The sequence below is a fragment of the Peribacillus sp. TH27 genome (genome assembly GCF_016650915.1).
Lineage (GTDB): Bacteria > Bacillota > Bacilli > Bacillales > DSM-1321 > Peribacillus > Peribacillus butanolivorans.
Map to the genome: position 1 here is coordinate 337,772 of NZ_JAEKEV010000002.1, position 16,297 is coordinate 354,068.

Sequence of the window (16,297 nt, forward strand, 5' to 3'; positions counted from 1 at the left end):
CCCCTTCCCCTTTTTGAATGACTGTTCTTTTGTTTCAGCAAAAGAATAATCAAACCGCCATTTATATATTTTTTTAGACTTACACAAATAATTAGTTAATGCAATTGCCGTGCCAACTTTTATAATTGGATGAAAAAATTAATTCATGGCACCTTTTTTACCCGAAATATGTTTATATAGCAATGAATCGGGGTAGTAAAACTTTATTTATTACAAAAAAAGCCAACGAATATACGTTGACCATAATGGATTATATAAATTTCCCTTGATTACTTTCTTCATCATTTACCGTGTTTACAAACCTAATCTCTTCATTTTCTTTACAAGTGCCGATTGACTGATGCCTAATTCTTTAGCCGTGCTACGTGTTGTTTTATATTCTTGAATTTTCTCTTTTATTATCTTTCGTTCAACATTTTCAATGATTTCTTTTAATGTACTCTTTACATTTTGTTTAAGTTCTAATCCTTGTAACATACTTGGTGGCAAATCCTCCAAGCCTATTTGTTCCAGATCGGCCGTTACAACTAATCTCTCAATCAAGTTTTCCAACTCCCTAATATTACCAGGCCATGGATATTCCTCGAAGAAACGAATGATTTCCGGATGAAAACGCTTATTTAATCGGTTCTTTTTGTTCATTTTATTTAAAAAATAGAAGGCTAGCGGTACGATATCTGCTTTCCTTTCTCGTAATGCTGGTATTTTAATGGGAACAATATTTAATCGATAGTAAAGATCCTTTCTAAACTCGCCATTTTCGACCATTTCCTCCAAATTCCTATGTGTCGCTGAAACGACCCTTACATCTATTTTGAAGCTACTTCTCCCGCCGACACGAGTGATTTCAAATTCTTGTAAAACCCTTAATAATTTAACTTGAAGATCAATTGGCATGTCTCCAATCTCATCTAAAAAAATCGTACCCCCATTTGCTTGTTCAAATAAACCAGGTTTTCCACGACTGTCCGCACCTGTAAATGCGCCCTTTTCATATCCAAAAAGTTCAGATTCAAGAAGGTGCTTTGGTATGGCTGCACAATTCACTTTAATTAAAGGTTGGTTTGCGCGTTCACTTTCTTGGTGTAGGTATTTAACGATGACTTCTTTCCCGACGCCAGACTCACCTAAGATGAGTAAAGTTGAATCAACTTTTGCCAGTTTTTTAGCAAGAAGAAAAACCTTTATAATCTCTTGGCTTTGAGCTACGGATCCGTCAAGGTTCATATGCAGCATTTCCTTTTTTTTAAGTTCCTCGATTTCATTTAAATATTTTTGGGTTAAATTTATGGAATTTTGCAGTTCGGTCTTCATATGGTTTAAATCCGTTATATCCCTTACGTTCGTTACAACGTAAGCAATTTCCCCATTCTTGTCATATACAGGATTTCCAGTAACTAATAGTTCCTTTCCTCTTACAGTCTGAATAATCGTTTTTGGCGCTTTTCCATCTAAAACTTTCATTGTAACGGATTCAGAAACTAGGCCCTCTTTCACCACTGTTTTCATATTTTTACCAAGAAGTTCCTGGCTTTTCACACCAGTAACTCTTGAGTATGCATGATTTACCATCATTCCATTACCATTTTTGTCGGCAACGTATATCCCATCGTAACTTGACTGAAATATGGAAGCTAAGATGTTTTGGATGTCTGTATTGTCAACACTTTCTATCTTGGTGTCCTGAGATATGATGAAGTCACCAATTGTATACATATTTTGCATTTCATTCGCCCCTAAAAAGTGTTTTGTAAGAATAACAGGTAAAGCGTTTTTAAATAAACTTTTTGTTTTAGATAACTAGAATGATGAATTTTCGAATCAAAAAACATAGGTGATTCAAAATGTACTCAATTACATTTATTTATTTAATTCTCCAAATTGTTGGAAATACCTTTCTATTTTTTCAGAATTTTCACTATACTCTACATAGTTAACGAATTCTTTACAAAACTTCTAATTAGTTGGATGAATTTGAAAATGGCCAAAAAAAATAACCCGTACAAGCACTAATGGAAAGTACCTGTTCATGGTTATTTCTCAATGAGATTTTTCATTTTTAATAATTAACGGTCTCGAGCTTACAATCTACTACTTATTTACCCCTGAACCTACCATAACTTTAAAACCGTCTTCCACACGACGTAATAATCTAAGCTGTGCTGTTCTAGCAAGATTAATGTATTCGTTTGAATTAGCTGTACGTTCTTTTCTATGTGTTTGTAAGTTCTCTACATAGGCTTTATTGTTTTCAACAGCCCTCTTTTCAAATCGCTCCATTATATCAAAGGATGATTTTAATGGAGTTAACATAATGTTTTCGAATCGATTCACGACTTCCTGTCCTTCATTAATGAAAGAACGATGTCCCTCTGACAAAACTTCCTCCGCTTTATTACTTTGGAATGAGTTCATAACATCCGCATTTACTTTTTTATTTCCTTCGTAAAAGGATGTGAGTGATTTACGAAGTTCAGCATTGAACTTTGACGTTTCCTCAAGTGTCCTAATGTATACTTCCTCTTGATTTTCAAGGACTTTGCGGGACCGCTCAATATCACCTTCATACTGATTCCAAACTGTATTAACGATTGATTCAGAAATATAGGCCTTTTCAATTTGTTCATTCTTCTTTTGACTCATTTTTGTTCCTCCCCTTATTCTTGCTAGATTTCTCTATTGAATCCCTCATCTGAAATGAAGGCATATAGAGCTCTAAAAAACTTGAATACATACGGAAAAATTGATCCAACATGGATTGGTAGTTCTCCAAATGGGTTGCATGGGTTCTTAAATAAGCAACACCAGCGTCTGTGATCGAATATTTCCTTTTAGCGGGACCACTGCCTGTGGTATCCCATTCAGAACTCACTAAATTATCTTGTTCCAGTTTTCGCAATAGCCGATATAAGTTCCCTTGATCAAGGGTTTGGAACCCAAAGTTTTGCAGCTTTTGGATAAGCTCGTAGCCATGTAAGGAAAATCCGCTGAGAAGTAACAAAATAAATGGCATAATAAAATTTTTCGAAGGGGCTAATGATTGTTCTTTGTTGTCTTTTGCCATCCAATTTCACCTCGATAATTAATCTATATATGTATTTTACACCTATAAGTAATTACAAGTCAAGCGAGCACATATATATATAATGCAATTGACTGAAATTTCAAAAATAAGCCACCATGAGGTAAGGTTTTGAACTTACAGAAAAAGGAATATCTTGCTAAATCTCGAATTAGTCAATTACGGACCAAACTATTTAAGAATGGTGGTGACTCAAAACGCTTGTTAGACAAAGAAATGGCATCCAGGAATTATACGACTTAGAACCTACAACGTTTGATTCAAACAAAATTTGGATTCTGTCTTGCGTTTTATTTCAAAATAGCCATGGTTGGGTGCTCCTAAGAATTGAACTATGCTGATGGTATATGTACGAGTGGAGTGAATGGCGAGCTCATCCACTATTGTACGAAAATTTTATTACTAGCAGCTTGACGTTACATTAAAAGAGAGCATGCGGACATCGATGCAATTACCATGTTTCATTCTTCGTATTTATGGCAATTAAATCAAAACAAGTTAAGGGGGTTTTGATTGTGAAAAAGACAGCTGTCAGTAAAAACGAAATGCCTTATTTACGTGTTGGTTATGGCGAATCTTTAATTCTCATTCATGGACTTGGTGAAATAAAGGAGGGTTGGGGGAAACAGTTTGAATTAGCAGATCAGTATGACCTGATTGTTCCTGATTTAAGAGGACATGGTGATAATCTAAGAATGGACGGAATAACGATTAAAAATTTTGCAAAGGATATTTTGTCCTTACTTGATGAATTAAAAATAGAAAGCGCTCATATTTGTGGAATGTCAATGGGGGGTATTGTAGTACAGGAAATTTATCGGCAAGCACCAGAAAGATGCCTATCCTTAATTTTAGTCAGTACGTTTTATCATGCCCCAGCACAGTTTAGGACAATCTTTTTCCCTGTTCGAAAGGCAAGGGCACTCTTATTGTCTTCCGAGGAGCAAAAATTAATGGCTGCCAAAACTTGTTTATACTCTTGGAAACAGGAGAACATGGAAGCGTTCTTCAAGTTTTATAAACCAAACAAAGAAGCTTACGTTAAATCTATGGAGGCATGCCTAGAAATCGATAATCGCTCTTTATTGCCGAAAATTAAAGTTCCTACACTTGTTATTGGCTGTCAATATGATTCAATAACCCCAGTTTGGATACAGATTCTTATGCACGAACAAATCCCTAACTCTGATTTAGTTATTTTCCAAAAATCAGGACATATTGCAAAACTTGAAGTTACGGAAAAATTCAATCACACATTGCGTCACTTTTTAAATGAAAACGGACTGACTGAAAAAGCTGGATAACTTGTCGAAGGAGTACTTTCTTCCCTTTTATCTACCCATTGGAATCAAAGAATATTATTAATTCTAGATCAACACCAATAATTCAGTCTCAGAAACGAAGAAATGATTCCTTTTTCAATGGAAGCATTTCTTCTTTATTTTATTGAACATTGATCACTACATTGATTGTTAATGCTTAGATTTTATTTTCCCACCCAATCCGTTCCTTTGAAACAGTTACAGAAGGAGCAAGGAAGTTATTTACATAATCAAAAACTCATTCGAATTGAGTGAGTTTTTTGCATGATTAGAAATTAAATAGCTGAATATGTGCAAAGGATATCATTCTTTTCACGGCTTTGAGGGGAAATCAAATTATTTGAACAACATCGGGGGACAAAATCATCGGTTCATTAAGAGACAAGTCCTACTTTAACGTTAATTCGTTGACATTTTTGCCTTTATTAAACTTATTAAAATAACCCTAATCATCACTTCATGATTTTAGGGTTATTTCAGCATATCTTTAGGTAAATTGAATGAATTTATAATTCACATCCATTTAGAACAGTGGTGACTCCCAACACGTAATATAAGACAAAGAAGCTTTAGGGTATTCAGGAGTCCTACGCTTTAAGACTGGATATTATTTTGCCTTACATTTCAAAATAGTTATTTTAGATTTGAACTATGCTGGAAGATATATTCTTTGTTCGAGAGGATTGTCGAGCGCCTCCCTACTATCAAAGACTTGATACAAAGATTAAAACATGACCTTAACTTTCGCTGCGAATGTAACAATCACGTTTCTGATATACATCCTCCGTTACTTCCTATTCCCGTTTAGTCAAGAAATCTCAGAAATAATATGCTGGAAAAAGTGCAGGACTCCATTCCTCTTCATGCTATGAAAAGGGTTTAGTTCTTTTAGATGCCACACATTTTGAGCAAGAGACGACCGTACAACTGCACAACATAAAACTCTTACCGGAAAGAAGGCAAAAGATTATAGAAACAATTATTAAACACTCAATTACAAGTGATTAACCATCCGTAATTATGGAAACTCTATTAAAACAAGTTAAGGAGGTTTTGAATGTGAAAACGATAGCTGTTAGTGAAGACGAAATGCCCTATTTGCGTACTGGCAATGGCGAACCTTTAGTTCTCATTCATGGACTTGGTGAAATAAAGGAAGGATGGGAAAAACAGTTTGAATTAGCAGATCAGTATGACCTGATTGTTCCTGATTTAAGAGGTCATGGCAATAATCCAAGAATGGACGGAATAACGATTAAAAATTTCGCGAAGGATATTTTGTCCTTACTTGATGAATTAAAAATAGAAAGCGCACACATTTGTGGAATGTCAATGGGGGGTATTGTAGTACAGGAAATTTATCGGCAAGCATCAGAGAGATGCCTATCTTTAATTCTAGTCAGTACGTTTTATCATGCTCCAGTTCAATTAAGAACATTGTTTTTCCCTGTTCGAAAGGCACGAGCACTCTTGTTGTCTTCCGAGGAGCAAAAATTAATGGCTGCCAAAACTTGTTTATACTCTTGGAAACAGGAGAATATGGATGAGTTCTACAAGTTTTACAAACCAAACAAAGAAGGTTATGTAAAATCTATGGAAGCATGCCTTGAGGTCGATAATCGCTCTTTGTTGCCAGAAATAAAGGTTCCTACACTTGTTATTGGTTGTCAATATGATTCAATAATCCCAGTTTGGATACAGATCCTTATGCACGAGCTAATCCCTAATTCTAAATTAGTTATTCTTAAGAAATCAGGGCATATTGCAAAGCTTGAAGTAACAGAAAAATTCAATCATACATTGCGTCAATTTTTAAATGAAAACGGACTGACTGAAAAAGCTGGATAAATGGGAAGGAGTTCATCCTTCCCTCTAAATTCTTTAATTGTTTCCTTTGGAACTGACAAGTTTGTCACTTTACAAAGAGCAACTTTACCTCTTTTAGTTCATCCTTTAAATTATTGATTTCATTATTCATCATTTCCATACGACTTTCTTTAAGTACAAGACTCATCTCATTCAATACTTCTTTCAAGGAAGTGAAGTTACCTTTTTCATTCCATTTTTTTGATATGTTGTATGTTATGTCATCTAAATGATCTAGTTTAGTTTCATTCATAATATAATGCTTAGCAACATTAACTATCTCTTCTTTACTCATGTAATTCATGAAGTCCAACCAATATTTAATAATGGCTCTTTGGTCCTGGACTTGGTTTAGGTGTGACCCTACTAACTCTTCTACCAGCAATACGAATCGTTCGCAATTCGCCGTTTGTTTAATATGTTTATTCCACTCTTCTTCAAGCTTTTTATATTCAATATATGTCTCATTTTCCATACCTGGCATTCTATTCTCCTAATCTACTAACCCCTATGGTGTCCAGATTAAGCGTAATGTAGTATAGGATTTTAGTCAATTAGCAATTTTTGAAATATTTGGTACGATCACATAATAGAATCATATATAATGATTAAAATATTAATTACAGAAAAGAGGTATTTTCATGCCATTCGTAAATCATGACAATGAAAGCCTTTACTATGAGGTTCACGGACAAGGTGATCCTTTATTGTTGATTATGGGGCTCGGCTATAACTCTTTATCCTGGCATAGAACGTTGCCCACTTTAGCTAAGCGCTTTAAAGTAATCGTTTTTGATAATCGTGGTGTTGGTAAGAGCAGTAAGCCTGAACAGCCATATTCTATTGAAATGATGGCTGAGGATGCAAGAGCGGTCCTTGATGCTGTTTCGGTTGACTCAGCACATGTATATGGGATTTCAATGGGTGGAATGATTGCCCAAAGGCTGGCAATCACTTATCCGGAACGTGTTCGTTCTCTTGTTCTAGGTTGTACCACTGCGGGTGGTACTACTCATATTCAACCTGCTCCAGAAATATCTACTTTAATGGTATCTCGAGCCTCCCTTACAGGTTCTCCAAGGGATAATGCCTGGTTAGCGGCACCAATAGTTTATAGTCAAGCTTTTATTGAGAAGCACCCTGAATTAATTCAGGAAGATATCCAAAAGCGAATAGAAATCATTACTCCGCCAAGCGCATATCTGTCTCAACTACAAGCTTGTCTAACTCATGATACATCCAATGAACTTGATAAAATAAACATACCAACATTGATTATACACGGTGATGCAGATAATTTGGTTCCATATGAAAACGGTAAAATGTTAGCTGAACGTATTCAGGGTTCTCAGTTTCACACCGTATCCTGTGCAGGCCACATTTACATAACAGAAGCAGCTGAGGAAGCAAATGACAAAGTTATACAGTTTCTAGCTCATCAATAAAGTCAGCAAAAAGTATCTGTGGGGCGATTGCAACTGCTACAATACTTCCAGATCAAGCATAGGAAATTAGCGGATATCGCAATAAAATTACCTGGCTCACCAAAAGGTCAGTAAGAAGGCGATTATAAACCAATCCATCTAATGGGCTCTCTTGTTGAGCAAGCGCTTTTACTTTTCTACGATGCTGTCATCCTTAGATTTAAAGAGAAAAAGAAATTGGATCCAATAAAATGTATGGACGACATGCCAATCAATGATGAAATAAAAAGTAAGATGTAAAAAACAGCAAGGAATTCTTCTGAATTCCTTGCTGTTTTTTGAATTAAGATAGTTGATTGAAGTTTATTTTAATGGAATTATTTTATTTTCAAACCTAACCCAAACATTTTATATATGGGCTAAAATCAAACATATCCTTCACTCCTTCTGATTATTAATTATATTCAGTTTAGTAATATGCAATAAACATGCCAGTTAAGGAATAAGATGAAAGGGTTTTTAGAACATCACAGTAAATAACCTTCCAAATTCTGTGTTATGATAAGTAAACGAAAATATTGATTAAATTTAGGAGGAAAGTATATATGCTTAAAATTATAAAGTTTTTAACTTTCTTTTTTATTTCAGGTACACTTTTTTTGTACCTTTATCCTCCTTTAGGGAGACGAGCGACTAAAGAAAAAATAAAAAGTTTCAGTACGAAGGAGAATTTTGTTGATGGGAAGTTCATCAACCAGATTCCTGCAAGTCAGGCGATGAGCCTCAAACATACAGGTTCGATACTACGGGATTATATAAAAGGAAATCCCAATAGGCGGCCCGACAATCCTATTCTGATTGAAACTAAAGAACATATGATAGGTGATTTCAATAAAATCACCTGGTTTGGACATTCTGCCTTCATGTTGGAGATGGATGGAAAAACCTTATTAGTGGATCCAATGTTTGGTAAAGCCCCCACTCCCTTTCCCCTGTTTGGAAATAAGCGGTTTAGCAGGGACTTGCCTATAGATTTGGAAAGACTTCCTCCAATCGATGCGGTTCTACTATCACATGACCACTATGATCATTTAGATTATTACTCTATAAAGAAGTTAAAAGATAAGGTCGGTCAGTTTATTGTCCCACTGGGGTTGGGGGCCATCTTGAAAGATGGGGCGTTAATAAAGAAAAGATTCAGGAGCATAATTGGTGGGATGAAGTTAATTACAACGGCCTGCATTTGGTTTGCACGCCTGCGAGACATTTTTCCGGAAGAAGTTTACGCGATGGCAATACAACTCTGTGGTGCTCCTGGGTAATTAACGGAAAACAAGACAAGATATTTTTTAGCGGGGACAGTGGGTATGGTACTCATTTCAAAGAAATTGGAGAAAAATTCGGTCCATTTGATCTTACATTAATGGAATGTGGCCAATATGATGAGCGCTGGTCCACCATCCATATGACGCCTGAAGAAACAGTTCAAGCAAACATCGATGTGCAAGGAAAACTAATGATTCCGATTCATTGGGCAGGGTTCACATTGTCATTTCATGACTGGACAGACCCAATTGAAAGGGTAACTAATGCGGCCAAAGAACATTCCGTTCAGGTTTCTACTCCGCAAATAGGCGAACCAGTATTTATTGGAGTAAAAGAGTTCCCTCAAACAATATGGTGGAAATAAAATCAGTCTATCCTAATTTGGGATAGACTGATTTTATTTATTTAACTGTGTTCCTTCTTATTATAATGAAGATTCATTTTTATAGTATGATCTTTCTTTCCCCCAAAATAATTTGTTCCGATTACACCTAAAATGATAAGGACCGACCCGATTATATCGTAGATTGTAATCTTTTCATTTAGAATAAGTGCTCCTGCCACTATCGTGACAACGGTGGAAAGGTTTGCAAAGACACTCATTTGTGTCGCCTTGATTTTTGATAAAATGCTGTTAGATAGCAACGAAGTGACCAATGAGGCCAATATTCCTAAATACAAAATGGAACTGATGAATTCCATGCTCAACCATGGTGAAAAGAATTCCTGCATTGTTCCTTGGTTGATGTGGGAACTGATAGCGGCAATGTTAAAAATGACGAATCCTATTCCCATCATAAAAAAGGACATTTCACCTGGGGTATAATCTTTGGCTAGTGAACGGGTCATTGTCGTATAACATGCGGTAGCAATACAGGATAGAAGGATTAACACCATTCCGAGCATGTCGGAAAAATTGATTGAGCTCCCTTTCAATACAAAAATAAAAATGACACCCACTACCGATAAGACAATCGAAAGCTTCTGATATAAAGACGTTTTTTCCTTTAAAAAATATCCGGCTATCATCACCGTTATAATCGGAGTAACGGCTGATAAGATTCCAGCATCGGTGGATTGTGAGTATTTAAGTCCGAAAGCTTGAAAGGCAAAGAAAAGAGTTGGAAATAATAATGACAGCGGAACCAGTTTTTTTGCGGACTCCCACGTGTAATTTACTTTGATGACTTTAAAAGCAACTAATAATGATATGATGGCGAAGGAAACGCTGAATCGGAACGCCAATGTATCAAGTGGATTTGATTCAGAAATTGCCATTTTCGTGAATAAGAATGATAGGCCGACAATACTGGCATGAAATATGGCCAACATATATGCAAAAGATTGGGATTTCATAGATGCAGCTCCTCAACTAGACTACTATATATCCATTTTAGGTATAGTACCCCTTGTATCTGAATTGCAACCCAAGTTTAAAGGTAAAAGATACAGGTCCCACGATCCTCCCCTTAAATATTGCAGGTTATATTAAGCTTCAGTAATCTTATTATTCTTAGGAACGACAAAAATTGTTACGATTAGGGAGTTTTTTTACTCTTGGATATATCTTTTGGCTTTTATTTGGATGGTACTAGTATTATATGAATGACTAAAACTAAGATTCCTTAAAAGGCAATAAGAAAAAGCTAATCCGTAGGTAAAGGATTTGCTTCTTCTGTTCTGCTTAAAATATAACTTGAAACAATTCCTAAGTACTTAACATTAAATCTCCTTTTAAATTTAGTATGTAAATTAAATTGGAACTAACTTCATAAAGTTAGTTCCAATTTCGATATGTGTAATACAATCTGATTTCTTCAAAGCAAATCAGGATATTTAATTTATTTTAGTGTGATACAAATTCAAACCCATTTAGGGTGAATGGTCGGTTGAAAATATGGTCTGCGGATTTTGATAATAAAAGGTATTCAGCAAAAAAGTTTACTTGGTAACATACCTCTTGTAGTCATACCTTTAATTATATTGAAAAGCTTCGATTTGTCGGAAACATGGTGGTATATCTCGAAGAAACCCAATAATGAATATCCTAGTCTAGATGTAGCATGACTTCATTTTCTTTAATAATGCTAGAATAGATGGAGATTCTGTAGCTAACTTTCAGTTATTATCACTATTTATTCACAAAATAATAGAAACGACATTAAGACATTACTAAATAATGATTATTTTCCATTTTCACTTATGATAAAATTTCAAGGAGAAAGTGAGGTTTATATATGTTAGTGACCACTATTATATTTCTTTTGGCCGGTCTAGCTGAGATTGGTGGGGGTTATCTTATTTGGCTTTGGTTAAGAGATGGAAAATCCATTTATTTAGGATTTATAGGAGGAATCGTTTTAGTTTTATATGGCATCATTGCAACATTCCAAATGTTTCCAACTTTCGGGCGTGTATATGTCGCATATGGCGGTGTTTTTATTGTGTTATCGGTATTATGGGGATGGGGCATCGATAAGAAAACGCCTGATTTATATGATTGGATTGGGGTCGCAATCTGTTTAATTGGGGTGTCTGTCATCATTTGGGCGCCGAGACATTAGAAGTAAAGGGCTTTAAAGCCCTTTACTTACTCAAAGCGAGCCGATTGATTAAATATTTTTCGATCGTAAGCGTACGCAATATAAAATCTCATGTCCTCTCGGGAACATTATTTAGGTGTTACATATCTTCAGATAACCTTGGTATGAATGTTTTTCTAAACCAATTTCTTTTCCTTACTACTAACGGCCATATTGCTGGATTTTTCCTGTATAAACCAAATCGCAACTGCCGCGATAATGCATGGAATGGCAAATGCTAAGAAATTAACCTGCAATGACAATTTCATATCAAGCAAGACCCCGCAGAAAGTAGGAGCGATAATTCCACCTATTCTTCCTACACCTAATGCCCAGCCTACTCCAGTTGAACGGATTTCGTTAGGATAAAACTGTGATACATAAGCGTTCGTTACGATTTGTGTACCAGTTGTAGTTCCTCCCGCAATGGCAATCAACACATAGAGCATGATCATGCTTGGTTTAAAGCTCAGCATCGTAAGTGCTGCAAACCCTATGACTAAGAAGGAAATCAGAACCATTTTAGATCCAAATCGATCAGCAAGCTTTCCTCCGACAATTGCCCCAAATACGGCGCCGAGGTTAAGTGTCACTAGGAATGTTAAGCTGGATCCTAATTCATATCCTGCCCCTTCCATAATTTTTGGAAGCCATGTACTCAATCCGTACATCACAAACAGGCACATGAAAAAGGCGACCCAGAACATGATTGTACTAACTGTCCGACCTTTTTTGAATAATTGTTTCACCGGGAAACCAGTAGAGTCATTTTTACTTTTCTCATGAAGAACATAATGATCATTCGCAGTGTATTTCCCGTTTACATCCACTTGATTCAGTACGTCTGCCAATTGGCTTTTTTGGTTTTTTAATATAAAATAATACAATGATTCTGGTAACATTTTATAGAGAATCGGCATAAAGATCAGTGGAAGAGCACCAAGCCATACAACTGCGCGCCATCCAAAGTTCGGAATCAGATACATCGCACCTAATGATGCAACAACACCACCTAATGCATGTCCACTGAACATAATAGCAACCAGTGTGCTACGAATTTTTTCGGAGCATATTCAGTAATAATTGCTATTAGATTAGGCATGACTCCCCCCAATCCTAAACCTGCAAAAAAACGTTGTATTCCAAAAGAAGTTGGCGTATCTGCAAACCCTGAAGTAAAAGTAAATATAGAAAAAATGAGAGTACAAATTAAGATGACTTTCTTTCTTCCAAATTTATCAGCTATTGGTCCAAAGACTAACGCGCCTATCATCATTCCAAACAAAGCATAGCTGCTAAATAATCCTGCTTCTACAGCAGTGATTTTCCACTCAGTCATCAAAGATGGTAGGATTGTTCCTAGCATGAACATATCATATCCATCACAGATAATGATAAAGATACAACATAATAAAACCTGCAAATGAAAGCGGTTAAATTTTTGTTCATCAATCATTTCAGATACACGGATTGTGCGCATTTCCTTCGCCTCTTTCTTCTTTTCCTTTATTGACGAAAGTCTAAAGGAACATTCTAAGTTTTTTGAAACCAGCTAACCACCAAATTAAAAAATAACAATAAAGACTTAAATTACACTTATATAGAACTAAGTTCACTATATATTAACTTAATTTTTAGAATATTGTCAATTATCAAAGTTCGTTAAGGTTCATAGAATAGGAAAAACTTTTTATAAAAAAAGGCAAAAAAAAGCCCTCTAGTCAAAAGAGGACTTTTTTGAAAATAAAGAATTTAGGCATCTAATGCTTCTTTTCTCTTTCTTTTTTAGATTCTGTTATAAGATCATACCCAAGATAAAGGATAATGACTGCGCCTAACAATTTAATATATAACGGAATATCCGCTACAAAGAAATATATCATTGAGAATAATGTTCCTATTATAGATAACCAAAAAATTAAATGTTTTAGAATTTTTTTCAAAGTAATGACTCCCTCTCAAAAGATGAGATTAATTATTCTAGTTCGCTCCACTTCAAGGAGGAATATTAATTATCCGTTCTTTCATTTTAACATTTATCCTTTAAATAATGGAGTAAATCATATTGCGAAATATGAACAATTAAGCAATTTTTCATAGAAATTTTATTATTGCTCTAAAACTTAGACCACATTATTTATGATATCATTTATTTTTACAACCTATCATTGACAAATATACATTTTCCACTCCCCTAATAATAATTACTTTGTCATTTAAGGAATTTATAGAATGGGGTTTACAATATAGTTTGCATCAGTCATCTATTGAATCTCATTTTTGTAATGATTACACTCTATCCAGACAGCACCCTTCGTTATTTAGAACATTGTGTCCTTTGAGCAGATCTGCGACGAAACTAATTATAAGAATAAGAAAGAAATTTAATTAGGAGCAACTATACAATCTCTCCTAACATAAAATTAACATGAAAATGGCAACGTGGATATCTCCTACGCCGCCATTTTCATGTTAATTCTTACAGTATATTCATTTTATTGGAGTCTACCTTTATTTCTTCACTTTGTTTTGGTTGATTATTTTTATAATAAGCCATCTTAACTGGAACAAAGGATAAAGCAATCGCGGCAATAAGACCAGGAATAGCAAAAGCAATAAAATTCAATTGAATTGGTAGCGAGATAGATAATAGGAATCCACCAAGGATGGGTCCGAGCATACCACCAATCCTTCCTATTCCAGATGCAACTCCAAGTGCAGTCGATCTAATATTTGGTGGATAGTACTGGGAAACATAGGCTTGTACAAGATTTTGGGCGCCAATCGTACAGGCCCCTGCAATCGCTACTAATGTGTAAATCATGAAGGAACTTCCACCCATTCCTAACAGTGTCAAACTAATTGCACCTAGCGCATACAACGGTACAAGCATTTTTTTAGAACCATATCTATCACAAAGCTTAGCTATTATAAGAGTACCTACGATAGCTCCACCTTGAAGAACGATTAAGAAACCTAGACTTGAATTCAAAGCATACCCCGCTTCAATCATTAGCTTTGGTAGCCATGTATTCAACCCATATACCATTAGTAGACACATGAAAAAGGCAACCCAGAACATCAAAGTACTTAGAGCGCGGGAATTTTTAAACAATCCGACAATCGGCAGTTTCTCATCTGATTTCTTCACTTCTACAATTTCGTCATGTATGGTGAAATTGCTATCAGGACTGACTTTGGATAATACTCTGATTAATTCCTCTTTTCTGTTAATTCTAATGAGATGTGTCGAGGTTTCTGGTAAATGCTTCATCATGATTGGTAGAAATAGTAAAGGTATGCCGGCAAACCAGAATATGGACTCCCAGCCTAATGAAGGCATAAGTAGGATACCTAGTATCGGGGCAAGCATCCCCCCGAATGAATAGCCGCATAATACAATCGAAACGACCATGCTTCTCATTGTTTTCGGGGCGTAATCCGTCAATAAAGCAATGACGTTCGGCATAATGCCTCCCAGTCCTAACCCCGCTAAAAATCGAAAAGTAGAAAATATAGTAGGTGTACTCGCAAATCCACATAGCAATGTAAATAAACTAAATAAAATCAATGAAATGGCAATGACGTTTTTTCTTCCAATCCGATCCGCTAATGTCCCAAAAAAGATGGCGCCGAACATCATGCCGAATAGACCATAGCTACCCATTGCTCCCGCTTCCACTGAAGTTAGATTCCACTCCTCTGTTAACACTGGTACAACCGTTCCATAAACGACAAGGTCGTACCCATCAAAAAGGATGATAATGAAACACCATGCCAACAAACCCAAATGAAAGCGGTTAAATTTACTGTTACTAATTACCTCTGTCGTGTTAATACTAGCCATAAAAAATTTCCCCTCTCTAGGTGACTACCAATATCCACATGATAGCGCTTACGGAATTGCTAATTAAAAAAAATAACTTTTCACTAACTTTACACAAATAGTGAACCGAGTTATCTAATTGTTATTATAATAGGCAATTATCTGATATTTCAATAAAAATTTTCACAAATTAGTCATAAACATCAAAACACCAAAGCATAAGCCATCTTGAAATATAATGAATTCATGAGTGTAATGGAGAATTAAGATGATTTCGATTGAAATCGTTTCCAAGTTACCTGTATTAAAAAATTTTTTTCACACTATAATACAACAACTATTTATTATAGATATGTTATTCAATAGCTCAACAGGATGAAAAAACAGAAAAAAACCAGTCCCTGATCGGAACTGGTTTCTAATTTTAAAGAAAGAGCCGCCATTGCCGTATTCACGTAAGAAAGTTTTAAACCACCACTCCTCAAAGTGGGTGTTTGCAGAAACAATCCTGTTGTCCAAGTCAGTGACGAGGCATAACATTCCTGTTTCGATGTAAAACTCCCTATTACAGCTTAAAGGTTAAAACTTAATTATCATTACGAACAACGCAACTTGTATAGTTATAATACATAAATTCATTCTCTCTTGCAAGACTAATAATTCCCAAGTAACAAAAAAATTTTTGTATTTCGTAATTAGTTATTGATTGCAATGAGACTCTAATAGTGGGTTCTGTAATCCTTCCATAAAAGACTATCTATGTAAAGACATTAATTTTTCCAAAAAAGTATAATATGTTATGTAACAAACATTATAATGAAGAAAGATCTATAGAATTTCATGTGATTTATAAGATATAGGAGGTAGAA

General features: G+C 35.3%; 13 protein-coding genes, 1 other RNA gene and 2 pseudogenes. 6 read left to right on the top strand and 10 right to left on the bottom strand.

What is annotated here, in order from left to right:
• Positions 1–294: 294 nt before the first annotated feature.
• The 3 genes from JFU24_RS03115 to phaQ form a co-directional block, all read right to left on the bottom strand.
• Positions 295–1,725, bottom strand: a complete 1,431-nt coding sequence (locus JFU24_RS03115; RefSeq protein WP_116822079.1) for a sigma-54 interaction domain-containing protein — start codon at positions 1,723–1,725, stop codon at positions 295–297.
• Positions 1,726–2,091: 366 nt separating this feature from the next.
• On the bottom strand, positions 2,092–2,643 hold the full coding sequence (locus JFU24_RS03120) for a hypothetical protein (protein ID WP_201249486.1): 552 nt from the start codon (positions 2,641–2,643) through the stop codon (positions 2,092–2,094).
• Positions 2,624–3,064: a poly-beta-hydroxybutyrate-responsive repressor gene (phaQ, locus tag JFU24_RS03125; RefSeq protein ID WP_053346010.1), complete on the bottom strand. Its 441-nt coding sequence runs from the start codon at positions 3,062–3,064 to the stop codon at positions 2,624–2,626. The genes JFU24_RS03120 and phaQ overlap by 20 nt, the downstream gene beginning before the upstream one ends.
• A gap of 129 nt (positions 3,065–3,193) precedes the next feature.
• Between phaQ and JFU24_RS30670 the strand changes: the two genes are divergently transcribed.
• The 3 genes from JFU24_RS30670 (at position 3,194) to JFU24_RS03135 (ending at position 6,252) form a co-directional block, all read left to right on the top strand.
• Positions 3,194–3,325 carry a hypothetical protein gene (locus tag JFU24_RS30670; RefSeq protein WP_274608124.1) on the top strand — a complete coding sequence of 44 codons (132 nt, stop codon included), beginning with the start codon at positions 3,194–3,196 and terminating at the stop codon, positions 3,323–3,325.
• Positions 3,326–3,597: 272 nt separating this feature from the next.
• Entirely contained in the window at positions 3,598–4,386 is a 789-nt protein-coding gene (locus JFU24_RS03130; RefSeq protein WP_223305279.1) for an alpha/beta fold hydrolase, read from the top strand.
• A gap of 1,077 nt (positions 4,387–5,463) precedes the next feature.
• Positions 5,464–6,252 carry an alpha/beta fold hydrolase gene (locus JFU24_RS03135; RefSeq protein WP_309559167.1) on the top strand — a complete coding sequence of 263 codons (789 nt, stop codon included), beginning with the start codon at positions 5,464–5,466 and terminating at the stop codon, positions 6,250–6,252.
• Positions 6,253–6,316: 64 nt separating this feature from the next.
• Here the strand turns inward: JFU24_RS03135 and JFU24_RS03140 are convergent, their stop codons facing one another.
• Positions 6,317–6,754: a hypothetical protein gene (locus tag JFU24_RS03140; protein ID WP_053346009.1), complete on the bottom strand. Its 438-nt coding sequence runs from the start codon at positions 6,752–6,754 to the stop codon at positions 6,317–6,319.
• Between the two features lie 157 nt (positions 6,755–6,911).
• Between JFU24_RS03140 and JFU24_RS03145 the strand changes: the two genes are divergently transcribed.
• Both JFU24_RS03145 and JFU24_RS03150 read left to right on the top strand, forming a co-directional pair.
• Entirely contained in the window at positions 6,912–7,715 is an 804-nt protein-coding gene (locus JFU24_RS03145; RefSeq protein WP_242485262.1) for an alpha/beta fold hydrolase, read from the top strand.
• Between the two features lie 911 nt (positions 7,716–8,626).
• Positions 8,627–9,384 (top strand): annotated as a pseudogene (locus JFU24_RS03150) (MBL fold metallo-hydrolase).
• A 41-nt stretch (positions 9,385–9,425) separates the two neighbouring features.
• Here the strand turns inward: JFU24_RS03150 and JFU24_RS03155 are convergent.
• Entirely contained in the window at positions 9,426–10,376 is a 951-nt protein-coding gene (locus JFU24_RS03155) for a DMT family transporter (RefSeq protein WP_201249488.1), read from the bottom strand.
• A gap of 881 nt (positions 10,377–11,257) precedes the next feature.
• Here JFU24_RS03155 and JFU24_RS03160 point away from each other — a divergent pair.
• Positions 11,258–11,584 (top strand): YnfA family protein, encoded by a 327-nt coding sequence (locus JFU24_RS03160; protein ID WP_201249489.1) that lies wholly within the window; start codon positions 11,258–11,260, stop codon positions 11,582–11,584.
• A 155-nt stretch (positions 11,585–11,739) separates the two neighbouring features.
• Here the strand turns inward: JFU24_RS03160 and JFU24_RS31165 are convergent, their stop codons facing one another.
• From JFU24_RS31165 to ssrS, 5 genes and pseudogenes are all read right to left on the bottom strand, one after another.
• Positions 11,740–12,195, bottom strand: coding sequence for an MFS transporter (locus JFU24_RS31165; RefSeq protein ID WP_446728296.1), 456 nt, complete (start codon positions 12,193–12,195; stop codon positions 11,740–11,742).
• Positions 12,190–13,082, bottom strand: a pseudogene (locus JFU24_RS31170) (MFS transporter); the annotation flags it as partial. The pseudogene JFU24_RS31170 and the gene JFU24_RS31165, both read right to left, overlap by 6 nt.
• Before the next feature lie 280 nt (positions 13,083–13,362).
• Positions 13,363–13,545: a hypothetical protein gene (locus JFU24_RS03170; protein ID WP_201180598.1), complete on the bottom strand. Its 183-nt coding sequence runs from the start codon at positions 13,543–13,545 to the stop codon at positions 13,363–13,365.
• 536 nt (positions 13,546–14,081) lie between these two features.
• Positions 14,082–15,449 (bottom strand): MFS transporter, encoded by a 1,368-nt coding sequence (locus JFU24_RS03175; RefSeq protein WP_201180599.1) that lies wholly within the window; start codon positions 15,447–15,449, stop codon positions 14,082–14,084.
• A gap of 408 nt (positions 15,450–15,857) precedes the next feature.
• Positions 15,858–16,045, bottom strand: a non-coding RNA gene (gene ssrS, locus JFU24_RS03180) — 6S RNA.
• Positions 16,046–16,297: the final 252 nt, after the last annotated feature.

Excerpts from the sequence above, each read along its gene's own strand:
- JFU24_RS03115 (WP_116822079.1), bottom strand. The coding sequence starts at position 1,725 with ATGCAAAATATGTATACAATTGGTGACTTCATCATATCTCAGGACACC.
- JFU24_RS03120 (WP_201249486.1), bottom strand. The coding sequence starts at position 2,643 with ATGAGTCAAAAGAAGAATGAACAAATTGAAAAGGCCTATATTTCTGAA.
- phaQ (WP_053346010.1), bottom strand. The coding sequence starts at position 3,064 with ATGGCAAAAGACAACAAAGAACAATCATTAGCCCCTTCGAAAAATTTT.
- JFU24_RS03140 (WP_053346009.1), bottom strand. The coding sequence starts at position 6,754 with ATGCCAGGTATGGAAAATGAGACATATATTGAATATAAAAAGCTTGAA.
- JFU24_RS03145 (WP_242485262.1), top strand. The coding sequence starts at position 6,912 with ATGCCATTCGTAAATCATGACAATGAAAGCCTTTACTATGAGGTTCAC.
- JFU24_RS03155 (WP_201249488.1), bottom strand. The coding sequence starts at position 10,376 with ATGAAATCCCAATCTTTTGCATATATGTTGGCCATATTTCATGCCAGT.
- JFU24_RS03160 (WP_201249489.1), top strand. The coding sequence starts at position 11,258 with ATGTTAGTGACCACTATTATATTTCTTTTGGCCGGTCTAGCTGAGATT.
- JFU24_RS03175 (WP_201180599.1), bottom strand. The coding sequence starts at position 15,449 with ATGGCTAGTATTAACACGACAGAGGTAATTAGTAACAGTAAATTTAAC.